This window comes from Massilioclostridium coli (genome assembly GCF_900095865.1).
Classification (GTDB): domain Bacteria; phylum Bacillota; class Clostridia; order Oscillospirales; family Ruminococcaceae; genus Massilioclostridium; species Massilioclostridium facile.
Genome location: NZ_FMIZ01000006.1, coordinates 550,308 through 569,821 on the forward strand (window position 1 = coordinate 550,308; position 19,514 = coordinate 569,821).

Sequence of the window (19,514 nt, forward strand, 5' to 3'; positions counted from 1 at the left end):
TTGAAACGAAATTATAATGAAGAAATTTACCAATATATACAACAACGCTGCCAAGATGGGATTCCCCCAACTATTCGAGAAATCTGTAAAGATTTAGGGATCAAATCCACCTCTACCGCGCACAAATATGTTTCCATTTTGGTGGAACAGGGATTAGTAGAAAAAGATAGTAACCTGACCCGTACTTTGCGTATACCAGGTTCTGATGCCACTTTAATTCCATTGGTAGGTACAATTACTGCAGGGGAGCCCATTACTGCCATCCAAAATATCGAGACCTATATTCCGTTTTCCAGTTCTTTTAGCCGGAACAAAGAACACTTTGCCCTGAAAGTAAGAGGGGAAAGTATGATTGAAGCTGGCATTTTTGACGGAGATGTTGTGATTATTGAAAAAACCCCTGTAGCAGAAAATGGTGAAATCGTGGCAGCGTTAATTGATGATGAGGCAACAATTAAAACTTTTTATAAGGAAAACGGCGGTTACCGTTTGCAACCACAAAACTCTACTATGGATCCGATCCTGGTAGACCATGTAGAAATTCTAGGAAAAGTAAAAGCATCCATCCGTTACTTTTAAAGAACAAAAAATTCTGAACTTTAGGGAATGTTAAGTTTGGTTGACAAGATTCCAACCGCTTTTGGTAGAAAAAAGTGGTAACTATTGGTATACTTTTGGTAGACCAATAGGAGGAGAGAATATGACTTTTCAAGAACAGCTTATTTTTTTGCGAAAACAAAAGGGGTTATCGCAGGAACAGTTAGGGGAGAAAATTGGTGTTTCTCGGCAAACTATTTCCAAATGGGAGTTGGGCAGCACAACCCCAGAAATGGAAAAATTAATCCAGCTTAGCGATTTTTTTGATATTCCTATTGATACCTTAGTGGGGCGACATGTCTCAGAACAACAGGATACTAGAAAAAATGTTTGCTGCCGATGTTCCTGGCATTATGAGTATAAAAGCAAGCGGAAGTTTCGTGGCATCCCCCTTATCCATATTAATGTAGGCAGAGGTTTATACCACGCGAAAGGAATTGTCGCTATCGGTACAATTGCACGAGGATTGGTTTCGATTGGTGTTATTTCCATGGGATTATTTTCTTTCGGTGCTGTTTCATTGGGATTGCTTTGCTTTGGCGCAATTTCTTTGGGGTTGTTGTTTTCAGTTGGTAGTATCTCATTGGGGATTATATCAATTGGTGGGCTTGCGGTTGGTATTTTGGCAATTGGCGGCTGCTCGATTGGAATATATTCCATTGGGGGATGCGCAGTTGCATCCCATATAGCTGCTGGTGGATACGCAAATGCTCCTATTGCTATCGGAGATAAAACGGTAGGGCAAATTACCTTTGATATCCATCAATCTGTCTCGTCACAGCAAGTACAATCTGCTATTTTGCAAAAATATCCACATACATGGAAATATATCATAGATTTGTTTTCATCTATAATATGATTAAAAAGGGCTATCCATAATTGGATAGCCCTTTTTAATCATTTAAATCCATAGGGAACTCCATAGATGAGTGGGACGGATATGAAGGAAAATTCCGATATTATTTTTATCCCAACAAAACTGTGCATTATTATATTTGTATGCTTATTATATGTAATATAATAGAAAAACTTATTTCAACAAAAATTAGTTCGTTGACGAATTAATTTTCCATGAATAATTTGTTAAACTGCATAAATGTATGTTGACTATTTCGTGCAATAAGCATACTATATATTTAGTCAACGAATTAATTTTGGGAGGTGAATTTGATTGGAAGACCCACGGTTTATGGTAGGGCAGATTATGCACCTTTATTTTAGCCGTTCTTTTACCATTGTAAAAGAGCTAGGGGTACATCCCGGCCAAGTACCTGTTTTAAAACTGCTGTTTCATCAGCAAGGATTGAGTCAAAAAGAGATTGCGGAGCACCTTTGCGTGAAACCGCCTACTGTTACGGTTACAATCCAAAGGATGGAAAAATTAAACCTGATTTACAAAAAACAGGATGAACATGACCAACGTATTTCCAGGATATTTTTAACCGAACAAGGAAAAGATGTAATAAAAAAATTAGAACGAAGCCATTTTTATCTGGAAAATGAGGCTTTTCAGGGTTTTTCGAAAGAAGAGTTAACAGAATTTAACGAGTTTTTAATTCGTATCCGAAAAAACTTGAAAGATGTTTCTGGAAAAGATGCGTTTTGTTCCTTTGCTTCAAAATCACAATAAACGAAAGGAACATTAGCCTATGCTAAAATTGATTAAGTATCTAAAACGCTCTATCATTCCAATCTTGGCAATACTAGCTTTATTGGTTGTGCAGGCAATGTGTGACCTAGCTCTGCCAGATTATACATCAGTTATCGTTAATGTAGGGATTCAACAAAATGGGATTGAATCCGCTGCCCCAGAATATTTAAGTAAAACGACTAAAGACCATTTGGGTTTGTTTTTAACCCAAGACCAAAAGCAGCAATTAGATAATAGTTATACAGAATTATCTCAGGAAGAGTTCCAAAAAACAAAGTATTATAAACAGGAATTGTTCGATGAGCAATTGGAACAGAATCCAAATTTGGCCACAGAAACTTTTTTTAAAAGAAATAAACTTTCCGAACAGGAACTTTCTGATTTGGAAACAATGTTGGCAAAACCTGTACTGATTAATGATTCGGTCAACCAGGCTTCCTTAAACCAGGAAGATAGTTCCCAAACCAGTGAAAACGCGGAAAAAATGCAGCAGATGTTTTCCCAGCTAACAGCAGCTATTCCGCCTCAAGCATTACAAAACGCCACTAGTTTATGGGATATTCTTGAACTAGTTCCTGAGCAGCAGATGCAAGCAATATTGGAGGAAATGGGAAAACAATTCGATGATATGCCAGATAGCATTTTAGCCCAAAGCGCTATTCCAGGGATAAAAGCGGAATATGATGCCATCGGTTTAGATACAGGCACGATGCAAATCCACTATATTATTTTTTCTGGTTTACAGATGTTGAGTATTGCGTTGGTTAGTATGTTGGCCACAGTTATTGTAACTTTCTTGGCAGCACGAGTTGCCGCATCCCTTTCCAGAGAATTGAGGAAACAAGTATTCACCAAGGTAGTATCCTTCTCCAACACTGAATTAGACCATTTTTCTACCGCTTCTTTAATTACCAGAAGCACCAACGATATCCAGCAGATCCAGCTGGTGATGGTAATGTTGCTGCGTATTGTATTCTATGCCCCGATTATTGGTGTTGGCGGTGTGTTAAAGGTAACAGGAACCAATGGCTCCATGACTTGGGTAATTGGAATTGCGGTTCTTGCTATTTTGGTAATTGTAGGAATTATGTTTGCGGTAGCGATGCCAAAATTTAAGAAAATGCAAAAGTTGGTAGACCGCTTGAACCTAGTTACCCGGGAAATCTTAACTGGTTTGCCCGTTATCCGTGCGTTTAGCACTCAAAAGCATGAAGAGAAACGGTTTGACAAAGCAAATAGGGATTTGACAGGAACGAACCTGTTTGTAAACCGTGTGATGTCCTGTATGATGCCAGCTATGATGTTTATTATGAACTCTATCGCTATTTTAGTCGTATGGGTAGGCAGCCAAGGGGTAGATGCCGGTACCATGCAGGTAGGGGATATGATGGCTTATATCCAGTATACCATGCAGATTATTATGGCATTCTTGATGATTTCCATGATTTCGGTTATGTTACCCCGTGCTTCGGTTGCAGCAAACCGTATCCAGGAAGTATTGGACACTGATGTCTGTATCAAAGACGTTAAGGCTCCAGAAAAATTGGATCAGGTAAAAGGGGAACTGACATTCCAGGATGTTTCTTTCCGTTACCCAAATGCTTCGGAAGACGCTCTTTCCCATATTTCCTTTACTGCAAAACCAGGGCAGACTACTGCTATTATTGGTAGTACTGGAAGTGGGAAATCCACGCTGTTAAATCTGATTCCGCGTTTTTATGACGTAACAGAGGGCCAAGTTTTATTGGATGGTGTTGACATAAAAGAGATTTCCCAGCACTTTTTAAGGGATCAGTTGGGATACGTACCACAAAAAGGTGTTTTATTTACAGGAACTATCCAATCTAATATTAATTATGGCGTTCCAGAAGAAGATACAGAACATGCGAAAAAGGCGGCTGAAATTGCTCAGGCAACAGAATTTATTGACAAACTGCCGAAAGAATACGATGCCCCTATCGCCGAAGGAGGCACCAACGTATCTGGCGGACAAAAACAGCGTCTTTCCATCGCCCGTGCGATTGCGAAAAATCCAAAAATTTATCTGTTTGATGATAGTTTTTCTGCGTTGGACTTTAAAACAGATGTTGCTTTGCGGAAAGCGCTGAAAAAACAAACCGGTAACAGCACTGTTATTATTGTAGCACAGCGTATTAGTACCATTTTAAATGCAGAACAAATTTTAGTGCTGGATGAAGGAAAGATTGTAGGAAAAGGCACCCATAAGGAATTGATGCAAACTTGTGAGGTATACCGCCAAATTGCTTCATCCCAGTTATCAGAGGAGGAGTTGGATCATGAGTAATAATAAAAGAAGAGTTGGTCCAATGGGGCCTCATGGCGCAGGCGGAATGGGTTCCGGCGAAAAAGCAAAAGACTTAAAGGGTACTATTAAAAAATTGATGAAGTACCTTGGAAAATTTAAAATTGCCATTTTAGTTGTTTTTGTATTTGCGATTGGTAGTACTGTCTTTTCTATTGTAGGACCAAAAATTTTAGGGAACGCGACTACCGAGGTATTTAACGGTATTGTTGGAAAACTCTCCGGCGGAACAGGGATTGACTTTGGAAAAGTTGGTCAGATTTTGGTTTTTTTGCTGGGGCTATATATTATCAGCATGCTGTTTGCCTTTATACAGGGCTTTATTATGACAAAAGTTTCTCAAACTGTTTCCTACCGGATGCGGAAAGAGATTTCCGAAAAAATCAACCGGCTACCAATGAAGTATTTTGATACCAAAACACATGGTGAAGTGTTGTCCCGTGTAACGAATGATATTGATACCTTGGGTCAGAGCTTAAACCAGAGTTTGACCCAGTTGATTACCTCGATTACATTGCTCATTGGTATTTTGGTGATGATGTTTTCTATTAGCTGGTTGATGACAGTAGTGGCATTGTTGATTTTACCAATCTCCATGGGATGTATTTCAATCATCGTAAAACATTCCCAAAAATATTTCCGTTCTCAACAGGAATATTTAGGGCATGTTAATGGTCAGGTAGAAGAAGTATATGGCGGACAGAACATTGTAAAAGCGTTTAACAATGAAAAAGGTGTTACAGACGAGTTCAACAAAATGAATGATACACTCTATAGTTCCGCATGGAAATCCCAGTTTTTATCTGGTATGATGATGCCAATCATGACTTTTATTGGAAACTTAGGCTATGTTGCGGTTGCTGTATTGGGAGGATGGCTAGCAATTAACCAGACCATTACCGTTGGTAATATTCAATCCTTTATCCAATATGTAAAAACATTCACTCAACCAATCAACCAGATTGCCCAGGTAACGAACCTGTTACAGGCAACCGGTGCTGCTGCAGAACGTGTCTTTGAATTCTTGGAAGAGGAGGAAGAAGACCAGTTCGCAGAACATCCAAATCCAATTACCGAATTACAGGGAAGTGTCCAGTTCGCTCATGTTAATTTTGGATACCGCCCAGATAAAACTATTATCCATGATTTCTGCGCAATGGTAGAACCAGGACAGAAAGTGGCAATTGTAGGGCCAACTGGTGCTGGAAAAACCACTATGGTAAAACTGTTGATGCGGTTTTATGATGTTAACCAAGGCGCAATTTTAGTAGATGGATATGATATTAAGGACTTTAACCGCAGCGACCTTCGTAAATTGTTTGGAATGGTATTGCAGGATACCTGGTTATTTAATGGAACCATTATGGAAAACATTCGTTATGGCCGTTTGGACGCTACAGATGAAGAAGTAATCGAAGCGGCGAAAGCAGCCCATGTGCATCATTTTATATCCACATTGCCAGACGGATACAATATGGTGTTAAATGAAGATGCAAGCAATGTATCCCAAGGACAGAAGCAGTTGTTGACCATTGCCCGAGCCATATTAGCGGATCCAAAAATCTTGATTTTGGACGAAGCGACCAGCTCGGTTGATACCCGTACAGAGGTACAAATTCAAAAGGCAATGGATAACCTGATGAAAGGCAGGACCAGCTTTGTCATTGCCCATCGTTTGTCTACCATACGGGATGCAGATATGATTTTGGTCATGAAAGACGGAGATATTATTGAACAGGGGAACCATGAAGAATTAATGGCACAGCATGGTTTCTATGAAAACTTGTATAACTCTCAGTTCGATAAAACATCCGAAGTAAGCGCATAATGATAAAACGGCAGATTCTGATTGAGAATCTGCCGTTTTCATTGTGATTCACTTTTGACATAGAGTTTCTGAGAGAAATAATTGATAAGATATTTAAAAGGTAGGAAGAGCTTTATCATTGAGAATATAACACAAAAAAATATATTTGCTAGCTGTTTAATAGATTGCTGAGTGAAAAAATTACTGATCCTTTCATAGGATGTTCCCTAAAAAGCCAGTTTTTCTATTGTGGAACCGCCATCGTACGTCATGTTGATATGTGAACTTGTTTATACATTATCCCTTATTCAAGGCGAAAACATACTAGATATAAAATTCCTCTTTCTATCTGGCTTTTTTAATTGTAATATCTCCGCTTAAGGAATGAAATGAAAATTCAGACTTTCCATTTTTATAGGTGCCTTTATCCTCTTCCTGAGTAACAGAAAAATCACATTGTAACTTTCCACTCAATGTATCTTTGTAATAGCAGAAACCATCATTTTCCGGAATGGAAACAGTAACTTTCCCACTGACAGTATCTGTTGTAATTTGATCAGGACACACTTGGGAAGTGATGTTTAACTCTCCTGAAACACTATCAAATTCAACACCCCGTATAGAACCAGAAAGGATAACATTTCCGCTCGTGGTATCTACATCCATTTTTTCATTTACTACCACTTGTTCCCCTTGTATACTTCCACTGACAGAATCTGCGGATAGGGTACCTGTTATGCATTCTCTCAATTTTAAATCCCCAGAAGTGGTATTCAACGAGATTTTTTCTGTTCGGATCCCTGAAATCTCAATTTTGGAGGATACACTATCTACACTGCATTCATTTAGATGTTCCGCAATGCTTTTGGGTAGCTTAATTTCCAGGCTTTTTCCTTTTCCATTGATACTGCCAAACAGGAATGGGAAATGTTTAGCCCCCTTATATTGTATGGTTAATTTTCCATCTTTGTATAAATAGTGTAATTGATCTTTTGGGGCTAAATTATGGGCATTAGTCTCGGAAAACTGTACGGTTGTTCCATCATAAGGAAGAATGGTAATGGTACCATCCATCCAGTTTACCTCTAATTCTGTCATGTCAGTTACTGTTAATTCATTGGGACCAATCTGATACTGTTCCGAATTGGCGTAATTTCCACCAAAATTCCAGTTGACGCCTGGAATAAATGGGATTCTTCCGAACAAGCCAAGAATTAGAATTACAATAAGTATGACTGCTGTACAGGAATAAGTTATAATTCGTATCATGGATGAGGTGTTAGTGTGTTTTCTCATTGACCTACCCCCTTAATTCAAATACAGCCTTTACTACTCCTTGTACAGCAGCAGCGATTAAAAAGAGAACCCATGTAATATGCCAGGCAAATGTGGTAAAGCTGATTATCATATAAATCACTACTGTTATTGACCAGATTGCGCTGTTAATTGCCTTCATCGCAGAACGGTTTGGGCTATATTGGTTGGTTTTCCACTCTTTGAATTCTTCTACCATGCTATCATCTTTTTTGAGATATTTGGGTTTTGTCATGGCATTATAAATAATGAGACCTGTCGCAATTGCCACCATGATAAACATTAAGCTAACACCAATTATTTCATATCCAAATTGTTCAAATAAAATAACAGGGATTACACTGAGAATATATAACATAACGGATATGGAAATTAGAATAGCGGATTTTTTACGTCGATTTTCCAGTTGCTCTTGGGAAAAAGTTTGCGTCCCCTGTTTTAATGTGGAAAGGAGTTCATCTGTATCCCCAATACTGGCAACCGCGATATTATAGGCGGCTTCTGGAGATTTGCCTTCTGCCAGCAAATCGTGATATTTATCCATTAAATTTTGCAGGATTTCCTCTTTTAGTTCAACTGCTTGTTTGGTTGGAGTTACTTCAGAAAATAGTTCTTCCATATATGCCCTTAATTTGTTTTCCATGATGACTTCCCCTCACTTTCTTCGTTTTCTATTAATAGGTCAATTAGTTTTTTAGAATGATTCCACTCTTCTTTTAGCCTGTAATAAGCCTGCTTACCTTCTGGCGTAATAGTATAGTATCTCCGCCTTGCTCCAGTAGTTTCATTCCCCCAATAGGAACAGATGTAACCAGCATCCTCCAGACGGCGGAAAGCAGTATACAATGTAGCTTCTTTTAGTTCATATTGGTTTGCTGTTTTACGTTGGATTTCTTTGTTGATCCGATAACCATAACTATCTTCTTTTAAGAGGTGGGCCAGAATGATAGTATCTGTATGGCCTCGGATTAAATCAGATGCGATTGACATGACCGTACCTCCTTTTTCTATCATACATTAAATCATATAATACCTCGTCTGTCAATGTATATTGGCAAAAAATCTAATAATCCTATTAAAATAGTTAAGTTGTACAAATAGAAATAAAACTGATTGTACAATGTTTCTATTCTTTTTCCAGTATTGCTCTGGAAAACAATTTTATTTTATGTTACAATAGACCCTGTTTATCAATGGATTATTCTAATACTGTTTTCGATAGAAAAAAGAAAGGAATTCAATATGATTACTGTATCCAATGTTAGTATTAATTTTGATGGGCAAAATTTATTTTCCCATGTGGATTTAAAGTTCGCGGCAGAGAACTGCTATGGGGTAATTGGGGCGAATGGCGCCGGAAAATCTACCTTTTTGCGTATTTTATCCGGCGATTTGGAGCCTTCTACCGGTGAGGTTTCCATTCAAAAGAATACCAGAATGTCTGTGTTAAAACAGGACCATTTTGCGTATGATGAATTCTCTGTGCTAGATACGATTATTCAGGGGAATCCACGTTTATACGAAGTGATGCAGCAAAAAGATGCTTTGTATGCCAAAGAGGATTTCAGTGAAGAAGATGGGGATTTGGCTGCTGAACTGGAAGCAGAATTTGCAGAACTGAACGGATGGGATGCGGAAACGGATGCGGGAAAAATCCTGCAAGGATTGCGTCTGAGTACTGACCTGCTCTATGAACAGATGGGAAGCTTGGGGGATAAGGAGAAAGTAAAAATCCTGTTGGCGCGGGCATTATTTGGCCAGCCGGATATTATCCTGCTGGACGAGCCTACCAACCACTTGGATGTGGAATCCATCCAATGGCTGGAGGACTTTTTGATGGATTATGAAGGCACTGTAATTGTGGTATCTCATGACCGTCATTTTTTAAACAATGTATGCACTCATATTGTGGATGTAGATTATACCCAAATTAAAATTTATGTGGGGAACTATGACTTTTGGTATGAATCCAGCCAACTGATGCAGCGGATGATCAAAGACCAGAATAAGAAAAAAGAGGACAAAATCAAAGAACTGCAAAACTTTATCCAGCGCTTTTCCGCTAATAAGTCCAAATCCAAGCAGGCGACTTCCCGCCGTAAACTGCTGGAAAAACTGGCCGTGGAAGAAATGCCAGCTTCCTCCCGCCGATACCCTTATGTTGGGTTTGAGATGGAGCGGGAACCAGGGAAGGAAATCCTGGAAGTAGAAGGATTATCCAAAACCATGGATGGACAGCTATTGTTGGACAATATTTCATTCCGCTTAAATAAAGGGGACAAAGTCGCATTTGTTGGAGAAAATGAGCTGGCGATTACAGCACTGTTTCAAATCCTAATGGGAGAATTGGACGCAGACCAGGGAAGATATAAATGGGGTGGGACAACAACCCAATCCTATTTTCCAAAGGACAATAATAGTTATTTTGATGGCTGTGAGGATAGCCTATTAAATTGGTTAAAACAATATTCCACCGATGATACAGAAACCTATTTGCGTAGCTTTTTAGGGAAAATGTTGTTTTCTGGAGATGACGTTTACAAACCAGTTAATGTTTTATCCGGTGGGGAGAAAGTCCGCTGTATGCTTTCCCGTATGATGATGTTTCACTCCAATGTGTTGGTATTAGACCAGCCAACGAACCATTTAGATCTGGAATCTATTACCGCTGTCAATAACGGGTTGATTGACTTTAAAGGGGTCATTTTGTTTGCTTCTTATGACCATCAGTTTATCCAGACAATTGCGAACCGCATTATCGAGGTTACGCCAGAAGGGAAGCTAATCGACCGCTTATCCACTTATGATGAATATTTGGAATATAAAGAAAGTTTAGAGGCTTAACCGAATAGGTATTGCTAGTGCTTTCAACACAATAACAGGGTACCCCTTACAAGGGGTACCCTGTTTGTTCGACAATTATCATTTTAATAAAAAGGCAATCATTACATTTAAGCGGTGTGTTCTTTTTTCATTTGCAAACGCAACTTGTCCGCAATCATTGCGATAAATTCAGAGTTAGTTGGTTTCCCTCTGCCATTGTGGATCGTATAGCCAAAATAGGAATTTAAAGTATCCACATCTCCACGGTCCCAAGCAACTTCGATTGCGTGACGGATTGCACGTTCTACACGGGAAGAAGTGGTATCAAATTCTTTTGCAACGGTTGGATACAATACTTTTGTTACCGCGTTAATCATATCGGAATCTTCGATGCAGTGCATGATAGAAGATCTTAAGTAATGGTATCCTTTAATATGTGCAGGTACACCAATCTGGTGGATTACCTGTGTTACCATAACTTCAATATCTTTTTCGGTTGGGTCAGAGTGGATAGAGTGAGGAGTATCATTTTTATGAGAACAAAAATCCTCAATAATAGATGCAACCATATCCATCTCAAATGGTTTTAAGACACAATAAGCTGCACCGTTCCTCATTAACTCTTTTTCCAAAAACTCGTTGTCGTAAGCTGTCATGACAATAAAGATTGGTTTTGGAAGTTGACGTTGGTTTACCGTTTTCATTACGCTAATTGCATCCATTTTTGCCATAAAGGAATCCATTACAACAACATCTGGATGTTCCAGTTCAATCTTTGACATAATTTCTCCGCCATCTTTTGATGTCAAGATAGTTTGAAAACCTCTACCTTCTAACACTTTACGAAACAATATGCCAAAGTTTGCTGTATCGTCACCAATTAAAACTTTTATCTGCTGATTCATATGCTATCCTCCTATAAGGTGAAAAATCTTACAAACATAGATTACCATAATTTGTAATATGATGCAATAGCTTATTGGAAAAAATTTCCTAAAAAAAGAAAAACTTGTAGATTATATCATTATCATCTTGATTCGGCAAAACTTAATTGTCAATATTTAACAAATTAGTTTTTTTATTTCCGAATCATCAAATAGTAAATTTATCTTTTTTTCAGGAATTAAGAGGGAAACCATAAATATTCCATATTATGGATACTATTATTATATCAGTTCCCAATCTATGATACAACTAGAAAATACGAATAGCTTTCTTTTTCGACATATTTACTAAAAATAAACTGGAAAAATTTCTACAGAAATGACGGAAAATGTCGTATTAGAAAGAATCGCTCCATCCAAAGAAGTTGTTATGATGTTTGTCAAGTGCTTTTGTACTATTATTTTTGGAAAAATTTCAATTTTCCCAAAATATATATGGGAAGCAAAAAGAATTAGTTTGTAATAATATGGGTAAATTGACATTGATGATTTGTCAAAATAAAAAAGATTAGAGCCTATTTTGTGACAACAAGGAAGAAAAGGCGTATATAATTGTTAATTGTACAAAAAAACTGTGGGTAATGAAAAATAAACCCACAGTTTTTTCTTATCCAACAATTGTTTGATAAATATTTATAAATCCACTAATAGTTACAATTAAAACTAAAATAGGGGTTAAAAACCGGATACATAATACCCAAACTTTTTGCAGTTTAAATTCAGGACAACCATCCTTGATTTCGTCTACCAGGATATTGGGATTCCACTTCCAGCCTACAAACCAGCACATTAAAATTCCGCCGATTGGTAACAGGAAGTTATCCGTTAACAACCCAACCAAATCAAAGAAAGTATAGCCAGCTAATGTAACATCAGCCAAAGGACCAAAAGAGAGGCAACTTGGGATACCCAGTAAGAAAATAAGCCCACCTACTAATAGTACAGCTTTTTTACGGCTCCAGCCCATGCTTCCCACTACAAAAGAAACAACAACTTCTAGCAGAGCGATTGCGCTGGTTACAGCAGCAAATAGTACTAGTGCGAAGAAAAGGATCGCAAAGATGGAACCACCAGCAATTTCAGAGAATACCTTTGGCAATGTTCCAAAAATCAGACTTGGACCTTGGCCAGGTTCTAGACCAAACGAGAACACCGCAGGGAAAATTGCAATACCAGCCAATACAGCAATAGTAGTATCCATAATGGCAACATGACCACAGCTTCTTGGGATATTTTCTCCTTTTTTTAGGTAACTTCCGTAGGTAATGGTAATCCCCATACAAAGGCTAAGGGAATAAAAAACCTGCCCCAGTGCTGTGCTGATAGAAGATAAGGAAAAACTTGATTCAGATGGGGTAAAAATAAATTTTAATCCTTCCCCAGCATTTGGCAGGGTAACATTTCTCACAATTACAACTAATAATAGAATAAATAAGGTGGGCATCATAAATTTACTTGCTTTTTCAATGCCACTAACCCCTTTTAGACAAATCAGTACTGTAATTGCCATAAATACAAAGTGCCACAGGGTTGTTTCTGGACCATTGCTGGTAAAAGCAGCAAAATCCGCTGGCGCCTGAAATGTGGTAACATAACTGATAACATATTTGATAATCCAGCCACCAATGACGCTGTAATAGCTTAGAATCATCATCGCAGAAAGCACGCCGAATACACCTACAATGCCTGCTTTTGGATGGATTTGTCGATAGCTTGCTACAGGGTTTTTTCCAGTATAACGGCCAAGGCTCATTTCCAGCATCATCACTGGTAAGCCTAAAATAACAATAAACACTAAATAAGCGATCAGGAAGAAAAATCCCCCATTACTTCCCATTAAATAAGGAAACTTCCATAGGTTTCCTAAACCGATTGCCGCGCCTGCTGTTGCAAGCACAAAGCCCAACCGGCTGGCCCATTGATTTTGTTTCATTCTTGATACCTCACAATTATTATAATTTTTGTTTGTTAGGGCATTCTTTATTTTTGGCGAAATAAGCCATATTTACTATCATAACAAAAACAAAGAGCTGAATCAATGAATTAAGTTTTATTTTGTCAAAATTCATAAATGTTTTATAATTTGATTGTAAGAAACATCCTATCTTGGCAGGATAATTGTGAAAATAAAGATAATTGCTTAAAACAAAAAACATAAGTGCTGTAGATCATCTACAGCACTTATGCCATTGAATGGGTTATCTTTATTTTACGTTGATTTTGTGTTTCATCAAATACTTGGTGAGGAAAAATAGCACAATGATAAAGAGGATAGAGGTGAAGATACTTCCTACACCAATTGCATTTGTAGTAGTAGAAATAGTAGTTGTCGCACCTGGGTCAGCGGTAGCGCTATTGATTCCCTCCACAATAGCATTTTTCATTTCTTCAAACATGGTGTGGGTAGACCATGTGGCACCTCCAGTGATTGGGTCAATGACAATGGTAAGGGGAATAAACAGCATTGCGACAACACCAAACAATTCTACGATAATATAGGTAATCAACAAAAATACGACAGAAAAAGCAATATTGTTTTTTAGGAATTTTGAAGTGTTCGCCAAAGAGATGGAAAAGAATACTTCAAACGCAAATAGCAAAGTAGAAGCTATCATAGCGATTAATAAATAGAGGAACATGGTTGGACTTGTGCCGTATAATGTTTGAATGATTTCAAAAAATTGTTTCGGATCCGCATCCAATGCCAAAAATGCAATTCCAGCACATGCGAATAGTACAACGATTGTGGTTGCGATTAACCAGGTGACAAATACAATAATCCTGCTAGAAAGTAATGCGCTTTTGGATACTGGAAGAGTCTGTGTAAGATAACCTTCCCGCCCATACATACTGCGATAAAACCGCATGATAATCACAACATATGTGAAGATAAACAAAAAGATAGTACCTAATACCAATAGGATAATTGGAATAATCGTGGCTGCAAGGATATCTTTAAAAATCAACTTAAACATCCAGCCTACCAAAAACAATACGACAACCCCTAAATAGCTAATAGGGAGTATTTTTCCAGTTGCGTGGAATTCATGTTTTAATAATTTGCCTAACATCGAAATACCTCCCTGAACAGTTCATCTACTGATTTTCCAGTTTTCAACCGAATATTGTCCACTTCGTCCTGCATAATCAATTGGCCGTATCCCAATAGGATTACAGAATCGAAAATACGTTCCACATCATTGATTAGGTGGGTGGAAAGAATAATCGAAGCATTTTCATTATAATTATTTAGAATTAGGTTTAATAGGCTATCACGGGTAGCAGAATCCACACCACTTAAAGGTTCATCTAAAATATAAAGCCGGGCAGCACGGGACATTACTAAAATTAGCTGCAATTTTTCTTGCATCCCTTTGGACATCGCTTTAATTTTCTGTTTTGGATGAAGATGGAATCGTTCCAATAATTCCATGGCTTTCTTTTTATCAAAATCATGATAAAAATCTTGGAACATATCAATGGCATATTCCGCTTTCATAGAATCAGATAAATAGGTTTTTTCTGGAAGGTAAGAAACAATGGATTTGGTGTACCGATCCGGTGCATGCCCATCAATCAGTACATTACCTTGATAATCGTTAATTAAACCAGCCATAATTTTCATCAATGTAGTTTTGCCGCAACCATTTGGGCCTAATAGACCAACAATCTGCCCTTGTTCGATTGTGAGGTTTAAATTTTGCAGTACAGGAAAACGGTCATAAGATTTATTTAGATTTGAGATTTGTACCAATGAATTCATTGTTTCACCTCCATAATAATTTTGGCAACCTGCTCTTTGGTATAACCCAAAGAGTACATTTGGTTTAAAAATTTTTGGATCAATTCTTCCGCATAGGTTTTTTGCATCGTTTGGATCACCTCAGTATGTTCTGTCACAAAACGACCAGAGGTACGTTCGCTGTACAGCAAACCTTCTCTTTCTAATTCTGTCAACGCACGCTGCATCGTATTAGGGTTTACACCAAAAACGGTGGAAAGGTCGCGGACAGATGGAATGCGTTCCCCTGGTTTTAATTCGCCAGCAACAATGGATTGTTTTATCTTCTGCATAATTTGAAGATAAATTGGTATATTGGAATCAAATGCAACTTGATTCAAAAGATCAGCCTCCTTATTTACTAGTTATTTCACAGAAAGCTCACCTCTAAAAGAGATCTCTTTGTATTATTGTATTAAACTTATAATACAATAATACAACTGAAAATAGAATTTGTCAATAGGGGAGACAAAGTTTCATTCACCATTGTAAAAGGTTCCCTTGAAGAATTTTTTCAGATATGGTATCCTTGTTAGTAAGTAAACATACAACAATTCACTCATACAGTAGAATTAGAAATGGAAAGGATTCAAAGTAAAATGAATTTATTATTTATTGGTGATGTGGTCAGCCAATCTGGCTGCAATATCATCCGTCAAAAATTATCCAATCTAAAAAAGGAATACCAAGTAGATCTGGTAATTGCCAATGGTGAAAATTCTGCTGTAGGAAATGGCATCCTGCCAAAGTCAGCTGATTTTTTGTTTGATTCTGGTGTGGATATTATCACATTGGGGAACCATACCTTTAAACGGCGTGAAATCTACGATTATTTAGAAGAACATGAACATATTATACGTCCTGCGAACTATCCATCTAGTGTACCAGGAAAGGGTTACTGCGTTTACGATATGGGGCGTATTTCAGTGGCGGTGATTAATCTGATAGGTCAGGTTTATCTGGATGCTAACAATTGCCCATTTCAAGCAGTGGATGAAATCTTAAAACAGCTGGATACCAATATTATTATTGTGGATTTTCATGGGGAAGCCACTGGTGAAAAAGGGGCGATGGGATATTATTTGGACGGCCGTGTCAGTGCAGTTTTAGGGACACATACCCATGTACAAACCGCTGATGAACAGATTTTACCACAAGGCACCGGCTTTATCTCAGATGTTGGGATGACCGGTCCAATCCAATCTATTTTAGGGGTTGCACCAGATTGTATTGTAAGGAAAATGACGACCCATCTGCCAACTCGGTTTGAAGTGAGGGACACTCCTTGTATGATCAATGCTGTTTTTCTGCAAATTGAGGAAAAAAGTGGTCATTGTGCCTTAATTCAACGGTTAAAAATAGTGTAAAGATACAAAACAATAAACAAACTATTGAAATTTTTATAAAATTATTATAATATTATAGTATTAGAAAAAACATCGCTATAGGTTAAAACAATTTACAATCTTAGCACACTATATGAAGGAGGGTTTTAGCAATGGATATTCTAAAAGTTTCATCAAGATCAGTTCCCAATTCAGTAGCAGGAGCGATTGCTGGAGTAATCCGTGAAAAAGGGGCTGTAGAAATTCAGGCTGTTGGTGCAGGGGCTACCAACCAGGCTGTTAAATCAATTGCCATTGCTCGGGGCTATTTGGCTCCAACAGGAGTAGATTTGGTTTGTATTCCTGCATTTGGTAATGTCGAAATTGATGGGGTAGAAAGAACAGCAATTAAGATGATTGTTGAGCCAAGATAAATCAGCTTAAAAATAAAAGGGGAGGTATTGTACCTCCTCTTTTTTGCTGTAAACAGAAAAGTTAGGGGTTTTATTTAGGCAATGATTGAATAAGAATAGATCATATGGTATAATATATAAAATAATAAATGATTGAAATGCAAATCAAGTGGTTTACAAACGGGAATTATTTTGCTTATGGTACATTTGTGACGCATCCCAATAAAAGCAGCATTGTATTCGTACAGAGAGTATTATTAGATATGAATTTTATAGTGTACGTAGGAAGATGTAAGATCCCGATACGAAGCAACTTTATACGGTCGCTATTTTATTTCATCTAGTTTTCTATCAAGATAGAAGTTATATCAAAGCTTGGTTATTTCTAAAAACGGGTGTATTTCGACCATTTGTAAGGAATCATAATTTTGTTTTTATCTCATAAAGGGAACAGAAAATTACTGCAATGTACCATAAGGTTTTTGTTGATATTGGTATTCAATGGGACACCTATTATAAGGAGGGAATGTTCATGATTAAATTGGAAAACCATTTGGGATGGATTGATATCTCCCACGAGTTTTTAGTCAACTTAATTGTCAATACAGCTACCAACTGTTTTGGGGTTGCGGGAATGTCCAACTGCAATAACCGCCAAGGACTAAAAGCAAAACTGTTACACAAGGAGCCTTTGGATAAAGGAATTTTAGTGCGGTATAAAAAAGAAAAATTGATCGTGGATTTGCACATCCTTGTTATTTATGGTATGAACATTTCAGCTGTTGTAAAAAGTATTATCAATAAAGTACGTTATGCTGTGGAGGAAGTTACCGGCATTACAGTATCCAGTGTAAATGTATTTATTGATGGGATGAAGGCATAATGGAGGATGATTGAAAAGTGATTGATGGACAGATTTTTAAGGACGCTGTAATTTCTGGCGCTTACCATATTGCAAACCAAAAAAACCGTGTGGATGAATTAAATGTGTTTCCTGTACCGGATGGGGATACAGGGACCAATATGTCCATGACAGCTTTGGCTGCTGCGGAAGCTTTATTGGCGTTGGAAAATCCAACGGTATCCCAGGTAGCGGATACAACGGCATCTGCCATGTTGCGGGGCGCCCGTGGAAATTCCGGGGTTATTTTGTCCCTGCTGTTCCGTGGAATATCCAAGGGGTTAAAAGACCAGAACGAATTGACAAGCAATAATCTGGTGGATGCTTTGCAGTCTGGTGTAGAGGCAGCTTATAAAGCGGTGATGAAACCAACAGAAGGGACTATTTTAACAGTTGCCAGAATGGCGAAAGAAAAAGCGGAAGAATTGGAATACTCTACCAATGACCCTGTGGTTTTATTGGATAGTGTGGTTGCTGCCGCGGAGGATGCTTTAAATCAAACCCCTGAAATGCTTCCTGTTTTAAAGAAAGCTGGTGTAGTAGACGCTGGCGGGATGGGGTTGCTGGTGATTTTACAGGGAATGTTAAGCGTGATCAAAGACGGTGTAAAAATAGAGCGAGAAACCGATGCTGTCACTACGAAACTGAACAATCCTGCTGCGGAGTACGAAGGGGAAATTACCTTTACCTATTGTACTGAATTTATTGTAAACCGTAATAGCCAATCTTCCCAAGACCCAGTTGCTTTGCGGGCTTATTTGGAATCTATTGGGGATTGTGTAGTTGTTGTGGATGACGAAGAGATCATCAAAGTCCACGTACATACGGACAATCCTGGAAATGCGATTCAAGAAGGGTTGAAGTATGGCTATTTAACCAATATGAAGATTGATAATATGCGCCATCAGCATGCGACCAAAGCCCATCAGGCAAAACAGGCGAAAAAGATGGCAGAATATGTTGCGGTAGATTCAGATGTGGAATTTGGATTTGTTGCTGTCGCTGCTGGACAAGGGTTACAGAATTTATTTGTCGATTTAGGGGTGGATAAAGTTGTAAGTGGCGGTCAGACCATGAATCCTAGTACAGAGGATATTTTAGAGGCGATCCACTCTGTTCCAGCAAAACATGTTTTTGTCTTGCCAAACAATAAAAATATTATTATGGCAGCAGAGCAGGCTGTAAAACTGGCAGACAGGAAGGTATGTGTATTACAGAGTAGGACAATTCCACAGGGGATTACTGCCATGATGGCATTTGACCCGGATGCCTCTTTCTCAGATAACCGTGTTGCTATGACAAAGGCTTTGGACCATGTGGCAACTGGTCAGGTGACGTTTGCAGCAAGAGATTCTGACTTTGAAGGCCATAAAATTAAAAAAGGCGAAATTTTGGCGATTGCCGATGGAAAATTGAGCTTTACAGAAAAAGAAATCAATAAAGCGGCGTATAAATTAATCAAAACATTGAGTAAGAAGAACAGCCAGTTTGCTACCATTATCTATGGTGCGGATGTAACTGACCAGTTGGCAGAACAGCTATATGCAACTGTTTCTTCCAAATTGGACCATTTGGAAGTCAATATGATCAATGGCGGGCAGCCGGTGTATTATTATATTGTTTCGGTGGAATAAG

General features: G+C 38.1%; 18 protein-coding genes. 10 read left to right on the forward strand and 8 right to left on the reverse strand.

The genetic code is table 11. From position 1 onward, the window contains the following. From lexA to BQ2683_RS04715, 5 genes are all read left to right on the forward strand, one after another. Window positions 1–579: a transcriptional repressor LexA gene (gene lexA, locus BQ2683_RS04695; RefSeq protein ID WP_069987610.1), complete on the forward strand. Its 579-nt coding sequence runs from the start codon at window positions 1–3 to the stop codon at window positions 577–579. Between the two features lie 121 nt (window positions 580–700). Next, complete coding sequence (locus BQ2683_RS04700) at window positions 701–1,456, forward strand: helix-turn-helix transcriptional regulator (protein ID WP_069987612.1); 756 nt, start codon at window positions 701–703, stop codon at window positions 1,454–1,456. 312 nt (window positions 1,457–1,768) lie between these two features. Further along, a complete protein-coding gene (locus tag BQ2683_RS04705) occupies window positions 1,769–2,227 on the forward strand; it encodes a MarR family winged helix-turn-helix transcriptional regulator (RefSeq protein ID WP_083256376.1) in 459 nt (152 codons plus the stop codon). 19 nt (window positions 2,228–2,246) lie between these two features. Continuing rightward, the gene (locus tag BQ2683_RS04710; protein ID WP_069987614.1) at window positions 2,247–4,553 is read left to right on the forward strand and encodes an ABC transporter ATP-binding protein; all 2,307 of its coding nucleotides are present in this window, start codon (window positions 2,247–2,249) and stop codon (window positions 4,551–4,553) included. Then, window positions 4,546–6,399 carry an ABC transporter ATP-binding protein gene (locus tag BQ2683_RS04715; RefSeq protein ID WP_069987616.1) on the forward strand — a complete coding sequence of 618 codons (1,854 nt, stop codon included), beginning with the start codon at window positions 4,546–4,548 and terminating at the stop codon, window positions 6,397–6,399. Before BQ2683_RS04710 ends, BQ2683_RS04715 begins: the two co-directional genes overlap by 8 nt. A 324-nt stretch (window positions 6,400–6,723) precedes the next feature. Here BQ2683_RS04715 and BQ2683_RS04720 read toward each other — a convergent pair whose 3' ends face one another. From BQ2683_RS04720 to BQ2683_RS04730, 3 genes are read right to left on the reverse strand one after another with little or no spacing between them, the layout of a single operon-like run. Then, on the reverse strand, window positions 6,724–7,674 hold the full coding sequence (locus BQ2683_RS04720; RefSeq protein ID WP_069987617.1) for a DUF4097 family beta strand repeat-containing protein: 951 nt from the start codon (window positions 7,672–7,674) through the stop codon (window positions 6,724–6,726). 4 nt (window positions 7,675–7,678) lie between these two features. After that, window positions 7,679–8,335, reverse strand: coding sequence for a permease prefix domain 1-containing protein (locus BQ2683_RS04725; protein ID WP_069987619.1), 657 nt, complete (start codon window positions 8,333–8,335; stop codon window positions 7,679–7,681). After that, complete coding sequence (locus BQ2683_RS04730) at window positions 8,320–8,682, reverse strand: PadR family transcriptional regulator (RefSeq protein WP_069987620.1); 363 nt, start codon at window positions 8,680–8,682, stop codon at window positions 8,320–8,322. Before BQ2683_RS04730 ends, BQ2683_RS04725 begins: the two co-directional genes overlap by 16 nt. 252 nt (window positions 8,683–8,934) lie before the next feature. Between BQ2683_RS04730 and BQ2683_RS04735 the strand changes: the two genes are divergently transcribed. Next, window positions 8,935–10,536: an ABC-F family ATP-binding cassette domain-containing protein gene (locus tag BQ2683_RS04735; protein ID WP_069987622.1), complete on the forward strand. Its 1,602-nt coding sequence runs from the start codon at window positions 8,935–8,937 to the stop codon at window positions 10,534–10,536. Window positions 10,537–10,643: 107 nt separating this feature from the next. On the opposite strand, the gene spo0A is transcribed toward BQ2683_RS04735, so the two are convergent. From spo0A to BQ2683_RS04760, 5 genes are all read right to left on the reverse strand, one after another. Continuing rightward, window positions 10,644–11,420 (reverse strand): sporulation transcription factor Spo0A, encoded by a 777-nt coding sequence (spo0A, locus tag BQ2683_RS04740; protein WP_069987625.1) that lies wholly within the window; start codon window positions 11,418–11,420, stop codon window positions 10,644–10,646. 646 nt (window positions 11,421–12,066) lie between these two features. Beyond that, on the reverse strand, window positions 12,067–13,392 hold the full coding sequence (locus BQ2683_RS04745; RefSeq protein WP_069987628.1) for a sodium-dependent transporter: 1,326 nt from the start codon (window positions 13,390–13,392) through the stop codon (window positions 12,067–12,069). 271 nt (window positions 13,393–13,663) lie between these two features. Continuing rightward, a complete protein-coding gene (locus BQ2683_RS04750; protein WP_069987631.1) occupies window positions 13,664–14,530 on the reverse strand; it encodes a hypothetical protein in 867 nt (288 codons plus the stop codon). Next, the gene (locus tag BQ2683_RS04755; protein WP_069987633.1) at window positions 14,524–15,222 is read right to left on the reverse strand and encodes an ABC transporter ATP-binding protein; all 699 of its coding nucleotides are present in this window, start codon (window positions 15,220–15,222) and stop codon (window positions 14,524–14,526) included. The genes BQ2683_RS04750 and BQ2683_RS04755 overlap by 7 nt, the downstream gene beginning before the upstream one ends. Further along, entirely contained in the window at window positions 15,219–15,581 is a 363-nt protein-coding gene (locus BQ2683_RS04760) for a GntR family transcriptional regulator (protein WP_333724051.1), read from the reverse strand. The genes BQ2683_RS04755 and BQ2683_RS04760 overlap by 4 nt, the downstream gene beginning before the upstream one ends. A 258-nt stretch (window positions 15,582–15,839) precedes the next feature. Here BQ2683_RS04760 and BQ2683_RS04765 point away from each other — a divergent pair, with 258 nt between their 5' ends. The 4 genes from BQ2683_RS04765 (at window position 15,840) to BQ2683_RS04780 (ending at window position 19,513) form a co-directional block, all read left to right on the forward strand. After that, window positions 15,840–16,607, forward strand: a complete 768-nt coding sequence (locus BQ2683_RS04765; RefSeq protein ID WP_069987635.1) for a TIGR00282 family metallophosphoesterase — start codon at window positions 15,840–15,842, stop codon at window positions 16,605–16,607. Between the two features lie 131 nt (window positions 16,608–16,738). Beyond that, window positions 16,739–16,999, forward strand: a complete 261-nt coding sequence (locus BQ2683_RS04770) for a stage V sporulation protein S (RefSeq protein WP_069987638.1) — start codon at window positions 16,739–16,741, stop codon at window positions 16,997–16,999. A 511-nt stretch (window positions 17,000–17,510) separates the two neighbouring features. Next, the gene (locus BQ2683_RS04775; RefSeq protein ID WP_069987641.1) at window positions 17,511–17,861 is read left to right on the forward strand and encodes an Asp23/Gls24 family envelope stress response protein; all 351 of its coding nucleotides are present in this window, start codon (window positions 17,511–17,513) and stop codon (window positions 17,859–17,861) included. Window positions 17,862–17,878: 17 nt separating this feature from the next. Continuing rightward, a complete protein-coding gene (locus BQ2683_RS04780; protein ID WP_069987643.1) occupies window positions 17,879–19,513 on the forward strand; it encodes a DAK2 domain-containing protein in 1,635 nt (544 codons plus the stop codon). Window position 19,514 lies beyond the last annotated feature (1 nt).

Bases quoted from the DNA above. Each gene is read 5' to 3' on its own strand.
- BQ2683_RS04730 (WP_069987620.1), bottom strand. From the start codon at position 8,682: ATGTCAATCGCATCTGATTTAATCCGAGGCCATACAGATACTATCATT.
- BQ2683_RS04770 (WP_069987638.1), top strand. From the start codon at position 16,739: ATGGATATTCTAAAAGTTTCATCAAGATCAGTTCCCAATTCAGTAGCA.
- BQ2683_RS04735 (WP_069987622.1), top strand. From the start codon at position 8,935: ATGATTACTGTATCCAATGTTAGTATTAATTTTGATGGGCAAAATTTA.
- BQ2683_RS04745 (WP_069987628.1), bottom strand. From the start codon at position 13,392: ATGAAACAAAATCAATGGGCCAGCCGGTTGGGCTTTGTGCTTGCAACA.
- BQ2683_RS04725 (WP_069987619.1), bottom strand. From the start codon at position 8,335: ATGGAAAACAAATTAAGGGCATATATGGAAGAACTATTTTCTGAAGTA.
- BQ2683_RS04715 (WP_069987616.1), top strand. From the start codon at position 4,546: ATGAGTAATAATAAAAGAAGAGTTGGTCCAATGGGGCCTCATGGCGCA.
- BQ2683_RS04700 (WP_069987612.1), top strand. From the start codon at position 701: ATGACTTTTCAAGAACAGCTTATTTTTTTGCGAAAACAAAAGGGGTTA.
- BQ2683_RS04755 (WP_069987633.1), bottom strand. From the start codon at position 15,222: ATGAATTCATTGGTACAAATCTCAAATCTAAATAAATCTTATGACCGT.
- BQ2683_RS04750 (WP_069987631.1), bottom strand. From the start codon at position 14,530: ATGTTAGGCAAATTATTAAAACATGAATTCCACGCAACTGGAAAAATA.
- BQ2683_RS04765 (WP_069987635.1), top strand. From the start codon at position 15,840: ATGAATTTATTATTTATTGGTGATGTGGTCAGCCAATCTGGCTGCAAT.
- BQ2683_RS04710 (WP_069987614.1), top strand. From the start codon at position 2,247: ATGCTAAAATTGATTAAGTATCTAAAACGCTCTATCATTCCAATCTTG.
- spo0A (WP_069987625.1), bottom strand. From the start codon at position 11,420: ATGAATCAGCAGATAAAAGTTTTAATTGGTGACGATACAGCAAACTTT.
- BQ2683_RS04775 (WP_069987641.1), top strand. From the start codon at position 17,511: ATGATTAAATTGGAAAACCATTTGGGATGGATTGATATCTCCCACGAG.
- BQ2683_RS04720 (WP_069987617.1), bottom strand. From the start codon at position 7,674: ATGAGAAAACACACTAACACCTCATCCATGATACGAATTATAACTTAT.